This window comes from Flavobacterium sp. 9R (assembly GCF_902506345.1).
Taxonomy (GTDB): Bacteria; Bacteroidota; Bacteroidia; order Flavobacteriales; family Flavobacteriaceae; genus Flavobacterium.
In genome coordinates this window covers 2,197,554-2,219,440 of sequence record NZ_LR733413.1, presented here as the reverse complement: position 1 = coordinate 2,219,440, position 21,887 = coordinate 2,197,554, and the positions used below count along the sequence as shown (strand labels likewise).

Below are 21,887 nucleotides of genomic sequence, written 5' to 3'. Positions count from 1 at the left end.
TACAATGACAGAAACACAAGAGAAAACAGCTCATCCAAAAGGACTTTGGGTATTGTTTGGAACAGAAATGTGGGAACGATTCAACTTCTATGGAATGCGAACCCTATTAGTACTGTTCTTAGTTAATTCTTTATTAATGAAAGAAGAAGATGCTTCTTTAATCTATGGTGGTTTTCTAGGATTATGTTATTTGACACCTATGTTAGGTGGTTTCATTGCTGACCGTTATTTTGGAAACAGAAATTGTATTTTATTAGGCGGTCTGATGATGGCAATCGGGCAATTGTTATTGTTTTTTAGTGGAAGTATTTTTCCTTCTAATATATCATTGGCTACTACATTAATGTATAGCGCATTGGGAATCATTGTTTTTGGTAACGGATTTTTTAAGCCAAATATTTCTAGTATGGTGGGTAGTTTGTATCCGAAGCAAGAAAAAAGCAAATTGGATACTGCTTTTACTATTTTCTATATGGGAATTAATTTAGGAGCATTTTTAGGTCAGTTTATTTGTCCTTATTTAGGAGATGTAAAAGATACAGGTGGAATCAGAGATATTCACGCTTTCAAATGGGGATTCTTAGCAGCAGCAGCAGCTATGTTGATTGGAACTGTTTTGTTTTATTTCTTAAAAGATAAATATGTTGTTTCTCCAGAAGGGAAGCCATTAGGAGGATTGCCTTCTAAAAATGAATCTTCTGATTATGAAGAAGGAGAAGCTCAAAGTGCTGTTTTCTCAACAAAAGCTTTAGCTCTTTCTGTAGTTGCTTTCGTTGGAATGTTTCTAGCTTTCCATTTTTCTGTAGATGGAACTAATGTTGTAAAAACAATCATTTATCCAATTATTTATGCTGCTGGTATTACTTTAGCAGGATTGATTTTATCTGATAGTTCTTTGACAAAAGTAGAACGCGACCGTATTTTGGTAATTTATATTATTTCTTTTTTCATTATTTTCTTCTGGGCAGCTTTCGAACAAGCAGGTTCTTCATTGACTTTCATTGCCGATTATCAAACTGATAGAAATTTCTTTGGCTTCCAAATGCCAGCTTCGATGGTTCAAATTTTCAATGGATTATTTGTTGTGGCTTTAGCAGTTCCTTTTAGTATGTTATGGGATAAATTAAGAGCGAATGATAAAGAACCAATTTCGCCTGTAAAGTTAGCCATTGGTTTGTTTTTGATTGCAGTAAGTTTTTATATGATTGCTACTCAAGTTAAAGATTTAGGTACTTCTGGATTGTTGGCGATTAAATGGTTAATTCTTTTATACTTAATCAATACTTGTGCAGAGTTGTGTTTGTCTCCAATTGGACTTTCATTAGTTGGTAAATTGTCTCCAAAACGTTTTTCTTCTTTATTGTACGGCGTTTTCTTTTTGTCTAACGCTTCAGGATATGCGTTGGCAGGAACTTTAGGTTCTATTCTGCCTGCTACTGGGGATAAGTTTATTAAAGCGAAAGAATTGGGAATTGATTTACAAGCAATTTTGGATAAAAAAATAGTTCCAACTCCAGAGCAATTGCAACTTTTAGAAACAAATCAAATTAGTCCAAACAACCCTGTTTTTGTAGGTTTTGAAATCCATAATCTTTTTGAATTTTTTATGGTGTTTGTTATCTCTACAGGAGTTGCTGCAATAATTCTATTTTTATTGACGCCATTTTTGAAAAAAATGATGCACGGTATCCGTTAATTTATTTATACTCTTTTTAAACCTACAAGTATTTCTTGTAGGTTTATTTTTTAATACTATTTCTATGTGGAAAAATCATCCTAAAGCCCTGCCTTATTTGTTTTTGTCTGAAATGTGGGAACGTTTCGGTTATTATTTAATGATTGGAATTTTTACGCTTTATCTGAAAGATGTAGAAGCTGGATTTTCAATGACCGAAAAAGAAGCTTCGGATTTGTATGGAACATTTATCGCTTTGGTATTCTTGACTCCCTTTATTGGTGGATTAATTGCTGACCGTTATTTGGGTTATAAAAAATCCATTATAATTGGCGGATTAATGATGGGGGTAGGGTATCTAATTATGGGAGTGCACAGCATTCCAATGTTGTACACTGCGATGACGTTAGTGATTGTTGGGAATGGTTTCTTTAAACCCAATATCTCTACCTTATTAGGGAATTTCTATAACGATGAGCAATACAAAGACCGAAAAGACGAAGGGTACAACATTTTCTATATGGGAATCAATGTAGGGGCTTTCATTTGTAATTTCTTTGGTGCGGCACTAAAAATTCTTTTTGGCTGGCAAGAAGCTTTTATGGCTGCTGGTGTGGGGATGTTTATTGGTGTTTTGGTATTTATGTTGGGCACCAAACATTATGGAGATAAAACTGAAAAGAAAGGGGTTCAAGAAGGCGATATGCCTTTTTATAAAATTGTTCTTTTTATATTATTACCTTCATTGATTTTTGGAGTAATTGGTTGGTTGATAAAAGGAATTACTTCGGATACTAATCTTGACAGTTCCATTTTTGGTTCGGATAGTACTGATGCTTTTGTGTTCGCTTGTATTCCTGTGATTTTCTTTTACGGAAGTCTTTACTTTAAAGCTAAGGTGGAAGATAAACGACCTATTGGAGCTTTGCTTTCAATTTTTGCAGTTGTGATTTTATTTTGGGCGGTTTTTAAATTGAATGGTTCTGCACTCAACAATTGGGGTGATAAATATACTGATAGAGAATTAACAGGTGTGGCACAACAAATAGGTTCAAAGTTGGTACTAACTGACACGCTAACTTATAAGAAAGATTCTGTTGCCTTGTACGATGCCGCTTTTAGAATTCAGAAAGAAGATGGAAAAGTCATCAAAGTGGTGGATTATCCTTTGTATTTTAGAAATGTAGCCAAAGAAAAATTGCCTAAAGAAGAAAGTAAAATCTATACTTGGTCGGCGAACCTGAGCCAATCGATTAATCCAGGTTGGGTAATTCTTTTGACGCCTTTGGTCGTGGCGTTTTTTACTTTTTTGCGTAGCAGAAAAAAGGAACCCTCAACACCTACCAAAATTGCTTTTGGATTATTGATTTCAGCTTTATCGGTCTTGGTTATGGTGGCTGCGGTTCATATTGGTAATAATGGAGCAGAAAAAGTTTCCGTATGGTGGTTGGTGGCCAATTATGGAGTAATAACTATTGGAGAATTATTCTTAAGTCCGATGGGATTATCTGTGGTCTCAAAATTAAGTCCCAAAAACATCACCTCTTTGATGATGGGTGGTTGGTTTTTGGCCACTTCAATTGGTAACAAATTAAGCGGCGTTTTGGCCAGTATGTGGGATTCTTATGAAAACAAAGCTAATTTTTTCTGGATTAATTTTAGTCTTTTAATGTTTGCAACATTACTGATGTTTGCTTTGGTAAAAGAATTGAATAAGGTTATGAAAGAAAAAGGAATTAATTAAATCAAGTAAATGGAATCAAATATAACATTAGAACAAATTCAGAATTTTAAAGGGAAATACCCAAAACAATTGTGGTATTTGTTCTTTAGTGAAATGTGGGAGCGCTTTTGTTTTTACGGAATGCGCGGTATGTTGGTGGTCTTTATGGTGAGTCATCTTGGGATGAACGAAAAGGTTGCCAATTTGCAATACGGAGCTACTCAAGCTTGGGTATATGCGTTTACTTTTATCGGTGGCTTGTTTGCCGATAAGATTTTAGGTCTTCGAAAGTCACTCTTTTGGGGTGGAATTCTAATGATTATAGGGAGTGTTATTTTGGCTGTCGACCCCAAGAATTTTTTCTTTATTGGTCTTGGTTTTACGATTGTAGGAACTGGTTTTTTTAAACCCAATATTTCATCAATGGTAGGGCAATTATATCCTGATGGTGACCCTAGACGTGATGCTGGTTTTTCTTTCTTTTATATGGGGGTAAATCTAGGTGCCTTGATTGGTGGTTATATCTGTATCGCTGTTGCCGAGGGGTCAATGTGGCAATCAATTGTTCCTGAACATTTGCGTTGGAATGTAGGTTTTGGTTTCGCTGCGATTGTAATGATTATTAGTTTATTGACTTTTACCCAAACCCAAAAAAGTTTAGGTCCAATTGGTCTTTCTCCATTAAAAGAGATAATGGTCTCTAAACGCAAGAAATTAGAAATAATAACTTATGTAGGGTCATTACTTGTTATTCCTTTGATTATTGTGATGGTAGCCAATACACATTATACTGATTACTTTATGATTTGTATCGGACCCGCTTCCATTTTGTATTTGTTATACGAAATGAAAAACTTCACTTTAGCAGAGAATAAAAAGTTATTTGCAGCGCTGATTTTCATTATTTTCTCCATTTTCTTTTGGGCTTTTTTCGAGCAAAGCGGAGGCTCACTGAGTTTGTTTGCTGTTAATAATTTAAACAATACCATTGGAGGAGTTGTTTTGAGTCCTAACGGAGTCAATAATTCTGCAAATTCTCTTTTTGTGATTGGTTTTGCCGCACTTGTTGGATTAGTTTGGCTTTGGTTAGACAAAAGAAAAATTGAACCCAACACGGTGGTTAAGTTTGGTCTTGCTTTTTTATTCTTAGCAGGTGGCTTTTGGGTTTTTTATTATACGAAGTTTTTTGCTGACGGTTTTGGTCGAACTTCTTTAGGTATCTTTACTTTTGGATGGTTTGTGATTACTTTGGGGGAGTTATGTTTGTCACCTATCGGAATGTCTGCAATGACGAAACTGTCACCTTCCAAAACACAAGCCGTAATTATGGGAATGTGGTTCTTGGCTAGTGCTTACGGGCAGTATTTTGCTGGTATTTTGGGGGCTAACATTGCAGAAGCTTCGGAGCAATCGAGCAATATAGAGAAGCTCAATGTTTATGCCGACGGATACTTACAATTAGCCATTTATGCTTTAATTGCTGGTGTGGTTTTGATTTTACTTTCACCATTGGTTAGAAAATTAATGCAAGAAGTAAAATAGCCGACATTTAAACGTTAGAATTTTATATATTTTTGTCAAAAATAAATCATCGTATGAAAAAAATAATTGTATTTCTGTTGTTTACATTTTGTGTTATCGAAGTACAAGCGCAAGAACTAAAATGGTTTACCAATGTAAAAGAAGCTGTTGCTATTGGCAACAAAGAGAAAAAACCTCTTATGCTTTTTTTTACAGGTAGTGACTGGTGTGGATGGTGTATCCGTTTGCAGAAAGAAGTATTGAAAACTCCAGAGTTTGCTAAATGGGCTAAAGAAAATGTTGTTTTAGTTGAATTGGATTATCCTAGAAAGCAATATCAATCAGAGGAGATTAGAAGACAAAACGCTGAATTACAACAAGCATTTGGTGTTCAAGGTTATCCAACGGTTTTTTTTGCTAAAGGAGTTACGAAGAATGGCAAAACCAATTTTGAAGGTTTAGGAAGTACTGGCTATGTAGCTGGTGGTCCAGCAGCTTGGTTGGCCGTAGCCAATGGGTTTTTAGCGCAAAAGAAAAAATAGCTTTTTAGATAATTACTCTTTAATGTAAAAATATCCCTTTTCACGAGTTGAGTGGAAAGGGATTTTTTGTTGATTACAGGTTTGTTTCCACAAGTTTACCAATGATTTGTAATTGGAAGCATCTGCAACCACTAACTTTGGTCTATTGTTTTTTATGATACGCTCTAAATTTACTTTTGGTGAAGCTGTTAATAGTAAAACATCTGTTGCTTTATTTGGAAAATAAACGCTGCTACTGTCTAAAATAAGAATGCGATTTCCATTAAAATAGGCTACATTTTTTAAAGGACTTTGTTCTGTAATCCCACTAAATGTTCCAGTTGCATAATTTTGCAAGACCATATTTTTTTGAATTTCATTACTTGGAAGGTCATTCGAAATGACTTCTATCTCTTTGCCTATTCGTTGACAAATAATCGTTTTTTTTGAAGTATTCAGTACAATCCACTCTTTACTATTACCGAAATCTAGTTTGTTTTTTATAAATATTATTTGAACTACAATTATTGTTGATAATACAAGTGCAGTTCTTTTAAAGGTTTTCTTTTTCCACCATAAAACCAGCGCTATTAGTAAGCAATAAGAAGCAAGCATTAAGTTAAACGTACTTGGAATATTGGTAAAAATGAAGCTTTCAAACGAAGCTACCCAATGAATTATTGAATTCATTACTGTAATGCCCCATTCTAAAGGTTTGATACACCAAATAGGCAAGGCTGAAAAAGCAGCTATTGTCATTACGATTACCCCAAGAAGCATTATGACACTTAATAGCGGTAACACTAATAGATTGGTTACAAAAAATAACCCAGGGAATTGATGAAAATAATAAACACTTAACGGTAATGTTCCTAGTTGTGCGGCAAAAGAAACCGTAATAATATCCCAGAAGAATTGTAGAATCTTGTTTTTAGGTGTCCAATAATTTGCCAACATTGGTTGTAGCCAAACAATAAAAAACAAAGCTGCATAACTCAATTGAAAGCCTACATCGAATAAAAAGTAGGGTTGAAATAATAGTATTAAAAATATTGAAACAACTAGAGTATGATAAATATTCGTGCTTCGTCTCCAATAGTGTCCTATGGCAACAAAAGAAAACATTGTGATAGAACGAACAACAGAGGGAGCCAATCCTGCTAAAACACCAAAAAGCGCTAAGCTAAGTAAAGAGATGGATAGCTTAAGGAATCTTCCTTTTTGAGTATTGGGTATCGGTCGCATCAAAAAATTGATGAACAGTACTATAAAGCCAATATGTAATCCAGAAACAGATAAAATATGTACAGCACCCGCGTATTGATAATCCTTTGTAATGTTGGGGTCTATATCTTGTTGTTGTCCCAATAGTAATGCCATCGCTACTGGCAAAGCTTTTTTGTCAAACCCACTTTGTTCAAGATGAGTCACAATGGTGTTTCTTAAAGTAGCGCTATAATACCAAACATCTTTTATAAGTGCTTGATGATAGTGTATGTCTTCTGTTGGAAGAAAGGCTTGAGCGTAAATTTGTTTATTTTTGAGATAAGCTGAGTAATCAAACTGATTGGGGTTTTTAGGTTTTTCAGTTTTTATCAATTTGGTCTTAAATCTCAGTCTATGCCCAACTACAATTTCTTTGGTATTGTTGGTTTTTGGGGTTGTAATTAAAATTTTGCCTTCGAGACTTTGATTGTTTACGTTTTGAACGTAAGCAATATACCTATTGTTTTGAGGTGAACTTTTGAGTTTCTCTCTGACAACAACTTCAATCCAATTTGCTTTTTCATAAACTGTCGGATGATTTGAATAATTGTTTTTGCGATTACTATCGGTATGAGTTACTAAAATACCTATTCCTACAGCAAATGAAAGGAATAGAATTGCGGCTTCAAATACTAAGTTTTTCTTTGTTGTAGCAATAGTGAATTTATTTGCTAAGAGTACAATTCCAAACGCCATTAGTATAAACACAAATGCAAAATTTGCGGATATACTTATGTAATAAGCCGTAATGAGACCTATAATAAATCCAATTGTAATTTTAATAAGTGGGAATTGTAACACATTCATACTACTAAAATACAAATTTTAGTAAGAAATAGTGTTTGTTAAATTATTTTAAGTCGGCTACAATTAATTTTGCGGTAACACTACTTGCTCCTTTTCCTCCCAATTTTTCTTCAAGTATAGTATAGTTTTCTTGGACAACTTTTCGATGTTCAGGGTCTAGAATTTTTTGTAATTCTGATGCAATATGTTTGGTGTTGCAATCGTCTTGAATCAACTCAGTAACGACCTCTTTGTCCATAATCAAATTGACAAGGGAAATGTATTTTAGAGTGATGATGCGTTTGGCTATTTGGTATGAAATCCAATTTCCTTTATAACAAACCACTTCAGGTACTTTGAATAATGCCGTTTCAAGTGTTGCTGTTCCAGAGGTAACTAGAGCTGCCGTAGCGTGTTGCAACAAATCATAGGTTTTGTTCGATAAAAATTTAATATTCTCTGAAGTAATGAATTGTTGGTAAAAAGAATATTCCTGACTTGGCGCTCCTGCGATTACAAATTGATAGTCTTTAAAATCATCGGCTACGCTAAGCATAACGCTAAGCATTTTGGTGATTTCTTGTTTGCGGCTACCTGGCAATAGCGCAATAATTGGTAAATGGTTCAATTGGTTCTCTTTCCTGAAAGTAGCATCATCGATTACGGGATGCGCTTGTATGGCATCTATAAGTGGATGGCCTACAAAGGAAACTGGAAAATGATGTTTGTCTTCGTAAAATGTTTTTTCAAACGGAAGAATCACATACATTTTATCAATATCTCTCTTAATTTCCTTAATTCTGCTTTCTTTCCAAGCCCAAATTTGTGGTGAAATATAATAGTGATTTTTGAACCCTAAGGCTTTTGACCATTTGGCAATTCTCAAATTAAAACCAGGATAATCAATAAAAACTATGACATCAGGTTGAAAGGCGAGAATATCGGTTTTGCATATTTTGATGTTGTTGAGAATGGTTTTTAAATTCATAACCACTTCAGCAAATCCCATAAATGCTAAATCTCGGTAGTGCTTTACTAAAGTGCCACCAACTTTTTGCATTAAGTCTCCACCCCAAAAACGAATTTCGGCAGTTGGGTCTTCTTGGTAAATTGATTTCATCAAGTTAGAACCGTGCAAATCTCCTGAAGCTTCTCCTGCAATGATGTAGTATTTCATAGTTGATGGGATGTTGATTGTGTTACAAAGATAGAAAACCTTTTATAGCGTAAAAATTGTTGCAATGGTCAGTACAAAAACAGCCAAAACGACACCACGAGCCATCAATTCTTTATTCATTTTAAGTAAAATCCCAAATGCTGCCAAATCTAATAAAGAGCCAACCGTGATTAGTTTTCCTAAATAGCCTTGTGATTTTAATATTCCGACTCCTTCAATAAATTCATAGTCTGTGAAAAAAGTCATAAACAAAAAAGAGCCTAGCAGTGAAGCTGCTAATCCGATAATAAAGCCGTACAATAAATCTATCTTATTCATTCCAATTCCAAGTGTTGAGTTGTTGTATTGTGTGATGTGCTGTCAAGTCAAATTGAACAGGTACTACCGAAATATATCCATTTTCTAAAGCCCATTCATCAGTATCTTCGCCTTTGTCTTGATTGATGAATTCACCACTTAGCCAATAGTATTCTTTTCCGAAAGGTGTTTTTCTTTTATCGAATTTTTCCACCCATTGTGCTTTGGCTTGTCGACAAATTTTGATGCCTTTAATTTCTTTTTCTTCTAATTTTGGAAAATTGACGTTCAAAACAACCCCAGCTGGAAGACCTTTCTCTAGGGTTTCGAGGGCTATTTTTTTTACGAAAGACAAAATGGGTGAAAAATCAGCATCCCAATTATAATCCAAAAGCGAAAATCCAATGGCAGGAATACCTTCGATGCCAGCTTCAACAGCCGCACTCATAGTTCCTGAATAAATGACATTAATTGATGAATTTGACCCGTGATTGATGCCTGAAACGCATAAATCTGGTTTTTGTTTCAAGATTTCATTAGTCGCCATTTTTACACAATCTACTGGAGTTCCAGAACAGCTGTATTGGGTGATGACATCGCCCTCTTTCGAAAGTTTATTCAAATATAAAGTGCTGTTGATGGTGATGGCGTGTCCCATTGCACTCTGAGGTTTGTCTGGAGCAACAACGATAACATTTCCAATTTGAGTCATTACACTAATCAAGGCTTGGATTCCAGGAGCTGAAATTCCGTCGTCATTTGTAATCAATATTAGTGGTTTTTTGGCTGCCATTTTTAAGTTTTAAAGATGCACAAATATACTAGCGCTTTGTCTTAAAAAGTAGCTCAAACCTTTTTTTTGTTAACTTTTTTTATAAAAATTAAATCGTATCAACATTTTTATATCTTTAACAAAAATTTATAAAGAGGCTATGTTTCTTGGCTTTATCTTTACATAAATTACACTTTTGATTGATGAATGCAATTATTACTTATATGAAAAAGAATTTTAAAATTGTACTTGCCATTTTGTGCTTGTCAGGTGCCTTGTTTGCTTTTAAAATAAATGGTTCGAAGCAGAACACAGAAGACCCCGAAAAAGACAGACTTTTGTTGGAGTTGTTGACTTTTGTAATTGAAAAAGGGCACTATGATCCAGCGGTTATGGATGACGAATTTTCAAAAGGGGTGTATAAAGATTATATCCAGGCCTTAGATCCTTCTAAACGCTTTTTCTTGCAATCAGATATCGATGAATTTGCTAAATACGAATTGGATTTAGACGATCAAATCAACAATAAAGAATTAACCTTTTTCGAGTTGACGTATTCTCGTTTAATGGTTCGTATGGAAGAAAGTAAAAAAATCTATAAAGGCTTGTTAGAAACGCCTAATGATTTCACCATAGATGAAAGCTTTGATACGGATTATGATAAAATGCCGTATGCCAAAAACAATAAAGAATTAATAGACAGATGGCGTAAGCAAATGAAGTTATCTGCTCTGTCTTCAATTACAGAGCGTTTGCGTATGCAAGAGGCTAAAACCAAATCAACTGAAACTACTGAAGCCACAAAAGCTGAAGAATTAAGCTCAGACTTGGGTATGGATGCAAATTTGAAAGCAGATAAAAACATCAAAATCAAGACTTTTGCAGAATTAGAAGCAGAAAGCAGAGTGAATATTGGTAAGTCTTTAGATGAATCTTTTGGTTTCATAAAAGAATTGACAAGAGATGATTGGTTTACGGTGTATATCAATTCAATTATGACTCGTTTTGATCCACATACAAGCTATTTTGCTCCTGAAGAGAAAGAACGTTTTGATGTAAGTATGAGTGGTAAACTCGAAGGAATTGGAGCTCGTTTGCAAAAGAAAAATGACTTTACTGAAATTAGCGAATTGATTTCTGGTGGTCCAGCGTGGAGAGGTCGCCAACTAGAAGCTGGAGATGTTATTTTGAAAGTGGGGCAGGGTAGTGCTGAACCTGTTGACGTGGTAGGAATGCGTTTAGATGATGTGGTTAAAAAAATAAAAGGGCCTAAAGGAACTATTGTTCGTTTGACTGTTAAAAAAGTGGATGGAACAATTAAAAATATTTCTATTGTTCGAGATATCGTTGAAATCGAAGAAACTTATGCTAAATCTAGCGTAGTTGAGAAAAATGGATTGCGTTATGGAGTAATTTATTTGCCTAAATTCTATATTGATTTTGAAAATCGTGATGGACGTGATGCTGGTAAAGATATCGCCCTTGAAGTTGAACGTTTAAAACAAGCTAAAGTCAATGGAATTGTTTTAGATGTTAGAGACGATGGAGGAGGTTCACTATCTACCGTTGTTGATATCGCAGGTCTTTTTATTCATGAAGGTCCAATTGTTCAAGTTAAGTCTTCTGGTAAGAAAAAGGAAATATTGTATGATACAGACCCAAAAATAGAGTGGGATGGTCCATTAGTAATTATGGTGAATAGTTTTTCAGCTTCTGCGTCAGAGATTCTAGCAGCTGCTATTCAAGATTACAAACGCGGAATTATTATTGGAAGCAAGCAAACTTACGGAAAAGGAACAGTTCAAAATGTTATTGATTTAAATCAGTTTGTGAGAAATAGTTCGGTAGGTGATTTGGGAGCTTTAAAAACTACTACTCAAAAATTTTATAGAATCAATGGAGGATCTACTCAGCGTGAAGGTGTTAGTAGTGATGTAGTAATGCCAGATCGTTATGCTTATTTAAAAATGGGTGAACGCGATGTTGATAATGCAATGCCATGGGATAAAATAGACGCTGCTCCTTTTACACAATGGAAAAACGCTCAAAATTTTGATAAAGCTATCGCTAGAAGTAAAGCTAGAATTGCTGAAAATCCTCAGTTTAAATTAATCGAAGAAAACGCAAAATGGATTGACAGCAAGAGTAATGAAAATACCTATAGTTTAAATATCGATAAATTTAGAGCAGTACAAAATAGTGTTGAAGAAACAGCTAAAAAATATAAACCAATTTTTGAGTATAAAAATCAATTGAAGTTTACTTCTTTACCTTACGAAGAAGAAGAATACAAAAAAGATCCTACACTAAAAGAAAAAAGAGAAAGATGGCATGAAAGTTTGTCAAAGGATGTTTATGTTGAGGAAGCATTAAATGTTCTTGATGATTTACAATCAAAGACGATAGTGAAATCAATGCCTTCTAAAGCGATGAATGGCAAATTAGTTAAATCTTAAATTAATAGCAATTTCAAAAAAAGACTCAAAATGAATAATTTTGAGTCTTTTTTTATATACTACTTTTCGGATTATGGTGTATAGTAAGTTTTTAGTTTTGTTTGTTTTTATTACTTCATTTTTATTTAGTAATGACGCGAAAGAGAGTTGCGATTTTCTTGAAAAAAAGGTAACTTTTTCTTCATTTGATGCATTTCAATTCAATAAAGGGCAACTAAATTTCCTTCCTAAATCTACCACCAATGCAATTGTTTATCATGATTTTTATACGTTGTCTTATAATGAAAAGTATGAGCAGGCGGAGTGGGTTGCTTATGAGTTAAAAAAGGATCAAGTTGTTAATGCCAATTTTAAGCGTCCATTTTTTATTCAAGACAAAAAAGTGAAAACTGAATCTGCCGATTGGCGTAATTATAAAAACTCAGGCTATGATAAAGGGCATTTGTGTCCGGCTGCTGATAGAGAGTTTAATAAAGGAGCTTATGAAGCTACCTTTTTAACGTCAAACATAGCTCCACAAGCACACGAATTCAATAGTGGTATCTGGAATCGATTGGAAGAAAAAATACGTTATTGGGCGGTTAAATATGATGGCTTGTATGTTGTGACTGCAGGTGTTTTGCAACCCAATTTGAAAACTATTGGTAAAGAAAAAGTAGCAGTGCCCAATTATTTCTATAAAATAGTTTTAGATGAATACCAAGGAAAATATAGAATGATTGCTTTTTTAATTCCTAATGATGAAAGTAAACGGCCTTTGTATGAATTTGTAGTCTCGGTAGACAAAATAGAGCAACTAACAGGTATTGATTTTTTTTATCAACTTCCTGATGTTGTAGAAAATCAATTAGAAAAATCGAGTAATTACAAGGACTGGAGTTTTAATTGATTACCATTCGTTAACCTTATTGGCATCCATTTTAATGAATATAAAAAGCAAAATGGTAAATCCCCATAATCCAGAACCTCCATAAGAAAAGAAAGGCAACGGGATACCAATTGTTGGAAAAATTCCAGCAACCATTGCAATATTTACAAAAAAGTGAAGAAATAAAATGGCAGCAACAGAATAGCCATAGACACGACTAAATTTTGTCTTTTGTCTTTCTGCTAAATAAATGATACGTAATAAGAGAATAACAAAGAGTGAAATCACAACTGTAGAGCCTAAGAAACCCCATTCTTCGCCAACAGTAGTGAATATATAGTCAGTATGTTGTTCAGGTACAAAACCTCCTTTAGTTTGTGTTCCTTCTAAGAACCCTTTTCCTAACCATCCTCCAGAGCCAATTGCAATTTCTGATTGATTAGTATTGTATCCAATTCCTTTCATATCTACGGCTTTACCAAGTAGAATATTAAAACGGTCTCTATGGTGTTGTTTGAATACATTGTCAAAAACATAACTTACGGATAGCACAAATCCTGAAATTAATAAAAGTAAAATTCCACTTTTAACAACGTTTCTATCAGCTAATCTAGATTTGAAATGAATGGCAACAAGCACTAATGCAGCCAATAAAATAACCACATATGCTTCTAAAACTAAAGTTAAAACAAATAGTAAAATTGCTGAAAAACCTGTCCATACATACCAAGCAGGTAATCCTTCTCTATAAAGTACAATTATAAAAATACTATATACTAAAGCACTTCCTGGGTCGGGTTGAGGTAAGATTAGTAACACAGGCAAGAAGACTATGGCTAATGCTTGAAATTGTCTGTTTAAGTCCTTGAGATTGATTTGTGGATCACTCAGGTATTTCGCTAAAGCAAGCGCGGTGGCTGCTTTTGCAAATTCTGATGGCTGTAAAGTAAAACTACCGATGGCATACCAACATCTTTGGCCTGCAATTGTTTTACCAAAAGCAAATAATCCTAATAATGAGATCAAAGAGACCACAAAAATAATTGAGGCATATTTCTCGTAAAATTTACCGTCTACATAGAGTACAGTAAAAATCAACGGAATTGCAAATAATATAAATATAAGTTGTTTGTCGGAAGTTCCTTCCTCAGAAGATAAAGATGAGGAGTAAATATTCAGCCATCCTAATACAACCAACAGGATGTATATAATAACACATATCCAATCTATATTATTTGTTATACTTTGATTTTTCATTTACGTACAAATGATTTAGTTTTTTTTAGTACTGTCTTTTTTAACAACTGCAGTAGGTGTTGGATTTTGTTTTTTTAACTTGAGTTGGGCAATAGAGTCTTTAATTCTTAATTCTCTTTTTACATCTTCATTTAATCCTCCCAATTTGGCATATTGACCTTGTAAACTTGTATTTAATATTCTAGTTTCAAGATCCGTTCTTGTGATTTTTTTCTTTAAATATTTTTCTATCATCAAACTCGCTATTGGCCCTGCGATAGTAGAACCAAATCCACCGTTTTCAATCATAATAGCGATAGCAATTTTAGGATTGTCTTTTGGAGCAAAAGCCACAAAAATAGAGTGATCTTTTAACTGAGTTCTAACACCATTAATTTTTGCAAAATTTTCGGCAGTTCCTGTTTTTCCACAAATGTCAATTCCTTCGACTCTTAAACCGGCGGCTGTTCCCATATTATAAACATCAAAAAGTCCACTAATAATAGGTTTGAAGTGACTTCTGTCTATAGTAGTAACATGTTTGGTTGTGAATTTTTTATCAATAGTGGTGCCTGCAATTTTTTTAATGATGTGAGGAGTGTAATAATATCCTTCATTCGCAACGGTAGCCATCATGTTAGCCAATTGAATAGGCGTCATTAGGACTTCTCCTTGTCCGATAGCGTTTGAAACAATAGCTGTACTTCTCCAGCCCCCGTTTGGATACATTCTTTTATAGGTTTCCGAAGTCGGGATTTTTCCTCGACGGCCTGTTGGTAAGTCATATCCCATAAACTGCCCTAAACCAAAACTTTTTACGTGCTTGCTCCAAACATCAACAGCGTAGCTTGGTTTAGCATATTTGTTAATGGTTTTCATATATGCTGTTCCAAAAAAGGCATTACAAGATTCATAGATTCCACGGTGCAATTGGAGCAGTCCACCTCTACAGTGACAACGCATAAAGCGACCTCTTGCATAGCTAAATCCGTGATGACAAGCCACAGTTGTATTTTCGTCGATTACTTGTTCCTGAAGCGCTACGAGTCCAGTCATAATTTTGAAAGGAGATCCAGGAGGGTATTCTGCAAGTAAACCTCTGTCATATAGTGGTTTTGCAATTGAATCGTGATATAATTTGGTGTAGTTTTTAGAACGTTGTCTTCCTACCAAAATACCAGGATCATAAGAAGGTGCTGTAATTAATGCTAGAATTTCTCCAGTCTTTGGTTCTATGGCAACAATTCCACCTCTTTTGTTGACCATCAATTGTTCTCCATATTTTTGGATTTCGGCATCAATGGTTAAGGTAATGTCTTTACCTGGCACCGCTACAGTGTCAAAGCGGCCTTCTTTGTAGGAACCAATTTCACGATTGTATTTGTCTTTTTGTATGTAGGTGACTCCTTTGACACCTCTTAGAATTTCTTCATAGCTTTCTTCGACACCTTGTTTTCCAATTAAATCCCCACTTTTGTAATAAGGATTCTTTTTAATGATGTTGTCGTTTACTTGGGTAATAAAGCCAAAAATATTGGCGCCATAATCGGCTTCATAGTCTCTTAATGATCTTTTTTGGAAATAGAAACCTTCATAGTTTCTTATTTTTTCTTGGAATGCAGCAAATTCTACTTTATTTAACTGTGATAAAAATACAGATGGCAGCCTCGGACTATATACTTTAGCTTTTTCAATATTCTTTATGAAATCCTCTTTTTGAATATTTAAAAGTTGACAAAATTCTAAAGTGTCTAAGTTGTTGATTTCTCTTGGAATCACCATAATATCATAGGAAGCTTGGTTGGCCACTAGGAGTTTTCCAAAACGGTCATAGATATATCCTCGCTCGGGATAATCGTATTTTATCTTTATAGCATTGTTTTCTGACTCTAGTTTAAAAGTGTCATCAATGATTTGAAGATAGAAAATTCGAAGTACAAGCAGAGCGGCTGCGATAATTATTAAAGCAGGCAACAAGACTTTTCTCATCGTTTATTTGGCTTAATAAGATAGATAATGGTTATGCTTAATAACAATGTAAATGCGGAACTCAATAAAGTTCTTAGAAGTACTTCTAGAATAAAACTAAATTCAAAAGCTTCTAAGGTAAATAATACAATATGATGTAATAGTATTGCGACTAATAAGAATGAGAAGCGTTCAGGGGTCAATACATCATTTAATTTTACGGTTTGGTATTCGTAACTTAAGCCGAAAGAGAATTTAAATATAAATGGTCTGAAATAAGCCAGAATAAGACATGCTGTTGCGTGAACTCCTCCAGAATTTGTAAACATATCTAGAAGCAATCCAAGTATAAAACTTGAGGCCAGAAGCGCTGTTTTGTTACCGTTTACAGGATATAAAATTATGAAGAGTATGTAAGGGAAAGGACTTATGTAGCCATAAAAATTCATATTATTGAAAACAATAATTTGTATTGCTAACAATAATATAAAACGGAAAAAATTGACAATTAACGTGCTATTCATCCTTCTTTCTTTGGTTTTCTAGTTGAGTCATTTCAATATTTCCTTTACTTTTAAGGATATAAACATGTCCTAAGTTGGTCATATCATTGAATAACTTAATGCTTAAAGTGTAATAATTGGTTTGTTTGTCAATATAAATTTTATCAATTGTACCAATGTTAATGTTTTCAGGAAAAATAACGGATTGTCCACCAGTTACAATAGTATCTCCTTTGCGGATTGCTGCTAGCCTCGGCAAGTCAATTAATTGTACAAATCCTGTGCTTTTACCATCCCATACCAATGAACCAAAATGATTTGATTTTTTAATCTTGGCATTGATTCTGGATTTTTTATTCAGAATACTAGCTACTGTAGCATAATTCTCTGAAGTGTCATCTGTAATACCAACGATACCCAAACTATTGATAACTCCCATATCAGGCTTTATGCCTTGTTTGGTACCTGCATCAAGGGTAAGGTAGTTTTCATAAACACTATAGGAGTTTTTGATGACTTTTGCGACAACTATATCAGAGGGTTTTACCCCTTTTATACTGTCGATTTTGGACATAAAACTAGAATCTTTTACTTGAAAAAGAAGACTTCTTAACATAGCGTTTTCTAAGGCTAAATCGTCATTCTCTTTTCTTAGGTTGAGGTATTCTTTTGCTTCGTTTATTTCTTTGTAAACACTTCCACTAACTACATTAGCAGAACTAATAACTTTGCTTCTGTGGAAAGAATGAAATTGAATTGTAAGTGTTAATGATATACCCAAAAGCAGCAAAAACAGTAATCTATAACTGTTTCTAGTAATAAAATTAAATATTTGCTGCATTTTGTAATGGTATAATTAAGTGGTTATTCGCGAATGTTTTTAATTGGTAACTGAAGAAAACGCTTACTTAATCAAGATACTTTTAAATTTAGTAATATTTTTTAAAGCCATTCCAGTTCCTCGTACAACTGCTCTCAAAGGATCTTCAGCTATGTAAACTGGTAAGTCCGTTTTTTGAGAAATTCGTTTGTCAAGTCCTCTTAACATTGATCCACCACCAGCTAAATAAATACCGGTGTTGTATATGTCGGCAGCTAACTCTGGAGGAGTTTGCGATAGCGTTTCCATTACTGCGTCTTCAATTCTCTGAATGGATTTGTCTAATGCTTTCGCGATTTCTCGATATGATACTTCTACTTGTTTTGGTTTTCCAGTTAATAAATCTCTTCCTTGAACAGACATATCATCTGGTGGAGTTTCAAGATCTTCGATCGCAGCACCAATTTGTATCTTTATTTTTTCAGCTGTACTTTCTCCAACAAATAAATTGTGTTGGGTACGCATATAATATACAATATCGTTAGTGAAAACATCACCTGCAATTTTTACAGATTTGTCGCAAACAATACCGCCTAAAGCAATTACGGCAATTTCAGTTGTACCACCACCAATATCAACAATCATGTTACCTTTTGGTTGCATAATATCGATACCAATACCAATTGCTGCTGCCATTGGTTCATGAATTAGATAAACTTCTTTTCCATTTACTCGCTCGCAAGATTCTTTTACAGCACGCATTTCAACTTCTGTAATTCCTGATGGAATACATACTACCATACGTAAGGCTGGAGTAAACATTTTTTTGTTTAGTGCAGGGATGCTTTTGATGAACATACTGATCATTTTTTCAGAAGCATCAAAATCTGCAATTACACCATCTTTCAATGGCCTAATCGTTTTTATGTTTTCATGCGTTTTCCCCTGCATCATGTTGGCTTCTTTACCAACGGCAATGATTTTGCCTGATATTCTGTCTCTTGCCACAATAGAAGGACTGTCAATAACTACCTTATCATTGTGAATGATTAAAGTGTTTGCGGTACCAAGGTCTATCGCGATATCCTCAGTCATGAAATCAAAAAATCCCATACGTTTTTATGTATTGTAAAAATTATTTAACAAAGTTAAACAAATTAATGTTTAAAATGACGAGTTCCTGTAAATACCATTGCCAAATTGTTTTCGTTGCAATAATTGATACTTAATTCGTCTTTAATAGATCCACCTGGCTGAATTACAGCGGTTATTCCAGCTTTTTTAGCTAATTCCACACAGTCAGGAAAAGGGAAGAAAGCATCACTTGCCATAGATGCTCCCTCTAAGCTAAATCCAAACGCTTTTGCTTTGTCTACTGCTTGCATTAAAGCATCAACTCTAGAGGTTTGGCCAGTACCTGAAGCAATAAGTGTGCCGTTTTTGGCAAATACAATAGTATTAGATTTGGTGTTTTTACAAACCTTTGATGCAAAAATCAAATCTTTAACTTCTTGTTCAGTTGGAGCTGTAATAGTTACCGTTTTTAAGTCTTCTGCTTGGTCTGTAATATTGTTTCGGTCTTGAATCAATAATCCATTTAAGCACGTACGAACTTGTCTCTCTGGTAAGGCTACTTCATTTTGAATTAAAATGATTCTGTTTTTCTTTTCTTGTAAAATAGTCAAAGCTTCTGCGTCATAAGCAGGTGCAATTACAACTTCGCAGAATAGTTTGTTTATTTCTGTAGCTGTTGCGATGTCTATTGTAGCATTTGCAATTAAAACACCACCAAAAGCAGATGTTGGGTCGCATGCCAAAGCTGCATTATATGCTTCACTGATTGAGGTTCTAGTTGCTAAGCCACAAGCATTATTATGTTTTAAAATGGCAAAAGTTGGTCCGTCAGTTTTGAATTCATTGATCAAGTTTACTGCTGCATCAACATCTAGTAAGTTGTTGTATGACAACTCTTTTCCGTGAACTTTGTTAAACATAGTTTCAAATTCACCAAAGAAGAATCCTTTTTGATGAGGGTTTTCTCCATAACGAAGTACTTGACCGTTCTGAATACTTTCTTTATATATAGTTTCGTCAGTATTGAAATATTTGAAAATGGCTCCATCATAATGAGAAGAAACATGAAATGCTTTTGTAGCCAAAAGTTTTCTATCTTCTAATGTTGTACTTCCATTTTGATTTGTAATCATGTCTAAAAACAAACCATACTGGTCCATTGATGAAACAATTACGGTGTCTTTGAAATTTTTGGCACCAGCACGAATTAATGAAATGCCACCAATATCAATTTTTTCAATAATATCCGCTTCGCTTGCTCCAGAAGCAACCGTTTTTTCAAATGGATACAAATCAACAATTACTAAATCTATTTGAGGGATTTCATATTCCTTCATTTGTTGCACATCACTTTCGTTGTCTTGACGATTTAAGATACCACCAAACACTTTTGGGTGTAAAGTTTTTACTCTTCCGCCAAGGATAGATGGGTAAGAAGTTACATCTTCTACAGGAATTACAGGAATGCCTAAATTTTTAATGTATTCTTCGGTACCTCCGGTAGAATAAAAAACAACGTTTTGTTCGTGTAATTTTCTAACAATTGGCTCTAATCCGTCTTTTGAAAATACTGAAATTAAGGCCGATTGTATTTTTTTAGTAGTGCTCATGTGTAGTAGTTTTTTTGAAAGTGCAAAAATAGTTAATTTTTATATATAAAATCACAGGAAATGCTGTAACATTTTTATTTAAATTCGTACTTATGGGAGTAGTATTTTAATTAGGTTTTTGAATTAAATTTAATGAATTTTACGCTAACACAATTTTTAAGTCTATGGTAGTATATCTTCGATTATTGAAAGAGAGTTTTAGCTTTGCAATGAATGCATTGTTGGCAAATAAATTAAGGACTTTACTTTCCTTACTAGGTGTAACTATTGGTATTTTTTCGATAATTGCAGTACTGGCTGCGGTAGATTCTCTAGACAGAAAAATATCGAAAGACTTGAGTAGTTTGGATAAAAATACAATCTACTTGATGAAGTTTTCTTTTGGGCCAAGCGAAATACCTCAATGGAAAAGAGAACAATTCCCAAATGTAAAATATGACGAATACGTTTATATGAAGGGGGCAATGACCGATACAGAGCAGATGGCGTATCAGATTTTTACCAAAAGGGAATCTATTAAGCATGAGTCAAAAACTGTTAGTGATGTGAATATTGTTCCTGTTTCACAAGAATTTATTGATATCCAAGGATTAGAATTTGAAAAAGGTCGTTTTTATAATGAATCCGAAGCTAATTCTGGTGCGGCAGTAATTGTTTTGGGTGATGAAATTGCGACATCGTTATTTGAAGGAAGTGATCCGATTGGTAAAACCGTCCGTTTGTATGGTAAACGTTTCAATGTAATTGGTGTTTTAAAGAAAAAGGGTTCTGGAATTTTTGATGAAGATGATACATCAGCATTTATTCCTGTGAATTTTGTTCGTCAATTGTATGGAGACAATAATGATGGTTTGACGAACGTAATTATTTTAAAACCAGAAAAAGGAGTCGATATGGAAGCTTATAAAGGAGAAATTATTCAAAAATTAAGAGCTTTTAGAGGTTTGAAGGCTGGTGAAATTGACAACTTTTTCATTAATGTTTTTTCTGGGTTTACAGATTTTATCGATGGAATTATTGGACAAATGAATGTGGTTGGCTGGATTATCAGTGGTTTTTCTTTATTGGTTGGTGGTTTTGGAATCGCCAATATTATGTTTGTTTCTGTAAAAGAACGAACCAATTTAATTGGAATTCAAAAATCTTTGGGAGCCAAAAACCGATTTATTTTATTTCAATTTTTATTCGAAGCTATAATCCTTTCTCTAATTGGAGGTTTAATTGGATTGTTTTTTGTTTGGATTATTGCCTTAGTTTTGACCAACGCTTTAGATTTTGAATTTGTCCTAGGATTTGGAAATATTCTGTTGGGAACAAGTCTTGCAGCTTTTATTGGGTTGCTATCTGGAATTTTGCCTGCAATATCAGCTGCTAATTTAGACCCTGTTGAGGCGATTCGAACAGGGATGTAAATGGAATTTAATAGTTTTTTGATGATTGAATAGTCTTGATTTTGTAGACCAAGTAAAAGCTGCATTTAGATTGTAAGATGAAAGCATTATAATAAATCAAAAGCCTTCTTGTTGGAATTAACGAGAATGCTTTTTTTAGCTTAAAAACTCAACCTCTACACTCTGTTTCTGTTCTTGAAACTTGATTAAAATCAAAATCCTA

17 protein-coding genes are annotated in these 21,887 nt (G+C 34.1%); 7 read left to right on the top strand and 10 right to left on the bottom strand.

Going from position 1 to position 21,887, the window contains the following annotated elements; genetic code table 11:
- Window positions 1–4: 4 nt before the first annotated feature.
- The 4 genes from FLAVO9AF_RS09990 (at window position 5) to FLAVO9AF_RS09975 (ending at window position 5,461) form a co-directional block, all read left to right on the top strand.
- Window positions 5–1,696: a peptide MFS transporter gene (locus FLAVO9AF_RS09990; protein ID WP_159687867.1), complete on the top strand. Its 1,692-nt coding sequence runs from the start codon at window positions 5–7 to the stop codon at window positions 1,694–1,696.
- A gap of 64 nt (window positions 1,697–1,760) precedes the next feature.
- A complete protein-coding gene (locus FLAVO9AF_RS09985; protein WP_159687864.1) occupies window positions 1,761–3,419 on the top strand; it encodes a peptide MFS transporter in 1,659 nt (552 codons plus the stop codon).
- A 9-nt stretch (window positions 3,420–3,428) separates the two neighbouring features.
- Window positions 3,429–4,940, top strand: a complete 1,512-nt coding sequence (locus FLAVO9AF_RS09980) for a peptide MFS transporter (protein WP_159687862.1) — start codon at window positions 3,429–3,431, stop codon at window positions 4,938–4,940.
- Between the two features lie 53 nt (window positions 4,941–4,993).
- A complete protein-coding gene (locus tag FLAVO9AF_RS09975; RefSeq protein WP_159687859.1) occupies window positions 4,994–5,461 on the top strand; it encodes a thioredoxin family protein in 468 nt (155 codons plus the stop codon).
- A 12-nt stretch (window positions 5,462–5,473) separates the two neighbouring features.
- Here the strand turns inward: FLAVO9AF_RS09975 and FLAVO9AF_RS09970 are convergent, their stop codons facing one another.
- The 4 genes from FLAVO9AF_RS09970 to surE form a co-directional block, all read right to left on the bottom strand.
- Window positions 5,474–7,414, bottom strand: a complete 1,941-nt coding sequence (locus tag FLAVO9AF_RS09970; protein WP_236552310.1) for a ComEC/Rec2 family competence protein — start codon at window positions 7,412–7,414, stop codon at window positions 5,474–5,476.
- A 142-nt stretch (window positions 7,415–7,556) separates the two neighbouring features.
- Window positions 7,557–8,669, bottom strand: coding sequence for a lipid-A-disaccharide synthase (gene lpxB / locus FLAVO9AF_RS09965; RefSeq protein WP_159687853.1), 1,113 nt, complete (start codon window positions 8,667–8,669; stop codon window positions 7,557–7,559).
- A gap of 42 nt (window positions 8,670–8,711) precedes the next feature.
- On the bottom strand, window positions 8,712–8,987 hold the full coding sequence (locus FLAVO9AF_RS09960; RefSeq protein ID WP_159687850.1) for a hypothetical protein: 276 nt from the start codon (window positions 8,985–8,987) through the stop codon (window positions 8,712–8,714).
- Window positions 8,980–9,759: a 5'/3'-nucleotidase SurE gene (gene surE, locus FLAVO9AF_RS09955; protein ID WP_159687847.1), complete on the bottom strand. Its 780-nt coding sequence runs from the start codon at window positions 9,757–9,759 to the stop codon at window positions 8,980–8,982. The genes FLAVO9AF_RS09960 and surE overlap by 8 nt, the downstream gene beginning before the upstream one ends.
- 182 nt (window positions 9,760–9,941) lie before the next feature.
- On the opposite strand from surE, the gene FLAVO9AF_RS09950 reads away from it, so the two are divergent.
- Both FLAVO9AF_RS09950 and FLAVO9AF_RS09945 read left to right on the top strand, forming a co-directional pair.
- Entirely contained in the window at window positions 9,942–12,194 is a 2,253-nt protein-coding gene (locus FLAVO9AF_RS09950; protein WP_159687844.1) for a carboxy terminal-processing peptidase, read from the top strand.
- A 40-nt stretch (window positions 12,195–12,234) separates the two neighbouring features.
- Window positions 12,235–13,083: a DNA/RNA non-specific endonuclease gene (locus tag FLAVO9AF_RS09945; protein ID WP_236552309.1), complete on the top strand. Its 849-nt coding sequence runs from the start codon at window positions 12,235–12,237 to the stop codon at window positions 13,081–13,083.
- Here FLAVO9AF_RS09945 and rodA read toward each other — a convergent pair whose 3' ends face one another.
- From rodA to purH, 6 genes are all read right to left on the bottom strand, one after another.
- On the bottom strand, window positions 13,084–14,319 hold the full coding sequence (gene rodA / locus FLAVO9AF_RS09940; RefSeq protein ID WP_159687841.1) for a rod shape-determining protein RodA: 1,236 nt from the start codon (window positions 14,317–14,319) through the stop codon (window positions 13,084–13,086).
- Window positions 14,320–14,334: 15 nt separating this feature from the next.
- Window positions 14,335–16,287 carry a penicillin-binding protein 2 gene (gene mrdA, locus FLAVO9AF_RS09935; protein ID WP_159687838.1) on the bottom strand — a complete coding sequence of 651 codons (1,953 nt, stop codon included), beginning with the start codon at window positions 16,285–16,287 and terminating at the stop codon, window positions 14,335–14,337.
- Entirely contained in the window at window positions 16,284–16,790 is a 507-nt protein-coding gene (locus tag FLAVO9AF_RS15700; protein ID WP_236552308.1) for a rod shape-determining protein MreD, read from the bottom strand. Before FLAVO9AF_RS15700 ends, mrdA begins: the two co-directional genes overlap by 4 nt.
- Window positions 16,783–17,610 (bottom strand): rod shape-determining protein MreC, encoded by an 828-nt coding sequence (mreC, locus tag FLAVO9AF_RS09930; RefSeq protein WP_159687835.1) that lies wholly within the window; start codon window positions 17,608–17,610, stop codon window positions 16,783–16,785. The genes FLAVO9AF_RS15700 and mreC overlap by 8 nt, the downstream gene beginning before the upstream one ends.
- A 63-nt stretch (window positions 17,611–17,673) precedes the next feature.
- Window positions 17,674–18,702, bottom strand: coding sequence for a rod shape-determining protein (locus FLAVO9AF_RS09925; protein ID WP_159687832.1), 1,029 nt, complete (start codon window positions 18,700–18,702; stop codon window positions 17,674–17,676).
- 44 nt (window positions 18,703–18,746) lie between these two features.
- Window positions 18,747–20,273: a bifunctional phosphoribosylaminoimidazolecarboxamide formyltransferase/IMP cyclohydrolase gene (purH, locus tag FLAVO9AF_RS09920; RefSeq protein ID WP_159687829.1), complete on the bottom strand. Its 1,527-nt coding sequence runs from the start codon at window positions 20,271–20,273 to the stop codon at window positions 18,747–18,749.
- A 164-nt stretch (window positions 20,274–20,437) separates the two neighbouring features.
- Here purH and FLAVO9AF_RS09915 point away from each other — a divergent pair, with 164 nt between their 5' ends.
- Entirely contained in the window at window positions 20,438–21,685 is a 1,248-nt protein-coding gene (locus tag FLAVO9AF_RS09915) for an ABC transporter permease (RefSeq protein ID WP_159687827.1), read from the top strand.
- The last annotated feature ends 202 nt before the right edge of the window (window positions 21,686–21,887 follow it).

Excerpts from the sequence above, each read along its gene's own strand:
- FLAVO9AF_RS09990 (WP_159687867.1), top strand. The coding sequence starts at position 5 with ATGACAGAAACACAAGAGAAAACAGCTCATCCAAAAGGACTTTGGGTA.
- FLAVO9AF_RS09985 (WP_159687864.1), top strand. The coding sequence starts at position 1,761 with ATGTGGAAAAATCATCCTAAAGCCCTGCCTTATTTGTTTTTGTCTGAA.
- FLAVO9AF_RS09980 (WP_159687862.1), top strand. The coding sequence starts at position 3,429 with ATGGAATCAAATATAACATTAGAACAAATTCAGAATTTTAAAGGGAAA.
- FLAVO9AF_RS09975 (WP_159687859.1), top strand. The coding sequence starts at position 4,994 with ATGAAAAAAATAATTGTATTTCTGTTGTTTACATTTTGTGTTATCGAA.
- lpxB (WP_159687853.1), bottom strand. The coding sequence starts at position 8,669 with ATGAAATACTACATCATTGCAGGAGAAGCTTCAGGAGATTTGCACGGT.
- FLAVO9AF_RS09960 (WP_159687850.1), bottom strand. The coding sequence starts at position 8,987 with ATGAATAAGATAGATTTATTGTACGGCTTTATTATCGGATTAGCAGCT.
- surE (WP_159687847.1), bottom strand. The coding sequence starts at position 9,759 with ATGGCAGCCAAAAAACCACTAATATTGATTACAAATGACGACGGAATT.
- FLAVO9AF_RS09950 (WP_159687844.1), top strand. The coding sequence starts at position 9,942 with ATGAATGCAATTATTACTTATATGAAAAAGAATTTTAAAATTGTACTT.
- rodA (WP_159687841.1), bottom strand. The coding sequence starts at position 14,319 with ATGAAAAATCAAAGTATAACAAATAATATAGATTGGATATGTGTTATT.
- mrdA (WP_159687838.1), bottom strand. The coding sequence starts at position 16,287 with ATGAGAAAAGTCTTGTTGCCTGCTTTAATAATTATCGCAGCCGCTCTG.
- FLAVO9AF_RS15700 (WP_236552308.1), bottom strand. The coding sequence starts at position 16,790 with ATGAATAGCACGTTAATTGTCAATTTTTTCCGTTTTATATTATTGTTA.
- mreC (WP_159687835.1), bottom strand. The coding sequence starts at position 17,610 with ATGCAGCAAATATTTAATTTTATTACTAGAAACAGTTATAGATTACTG.
- FLAVO9AF_RS09925 (WP_159687832.1), bottom strand. The coding sequence starts at position 18,702 with ATGGGATTTTTTGATTTCATGACTGAGGATATCGCGATAGACCTTGGT.
- purH (WP_159687829.1), bottom strand. The coding sequence starts at position 20,273 with ATGAGCACTACTAAAAAAATACAATCGGCCTTAATTTCAGTATTTTCA.
- FLAVO9AF_RS09915 (WP_159687827.1), top strand. The coding sequence starts at position 20,438 with ATGGTAGTATATCTTCGATTATTGAAAGAGAGTTTTAGCTTTGCAATG.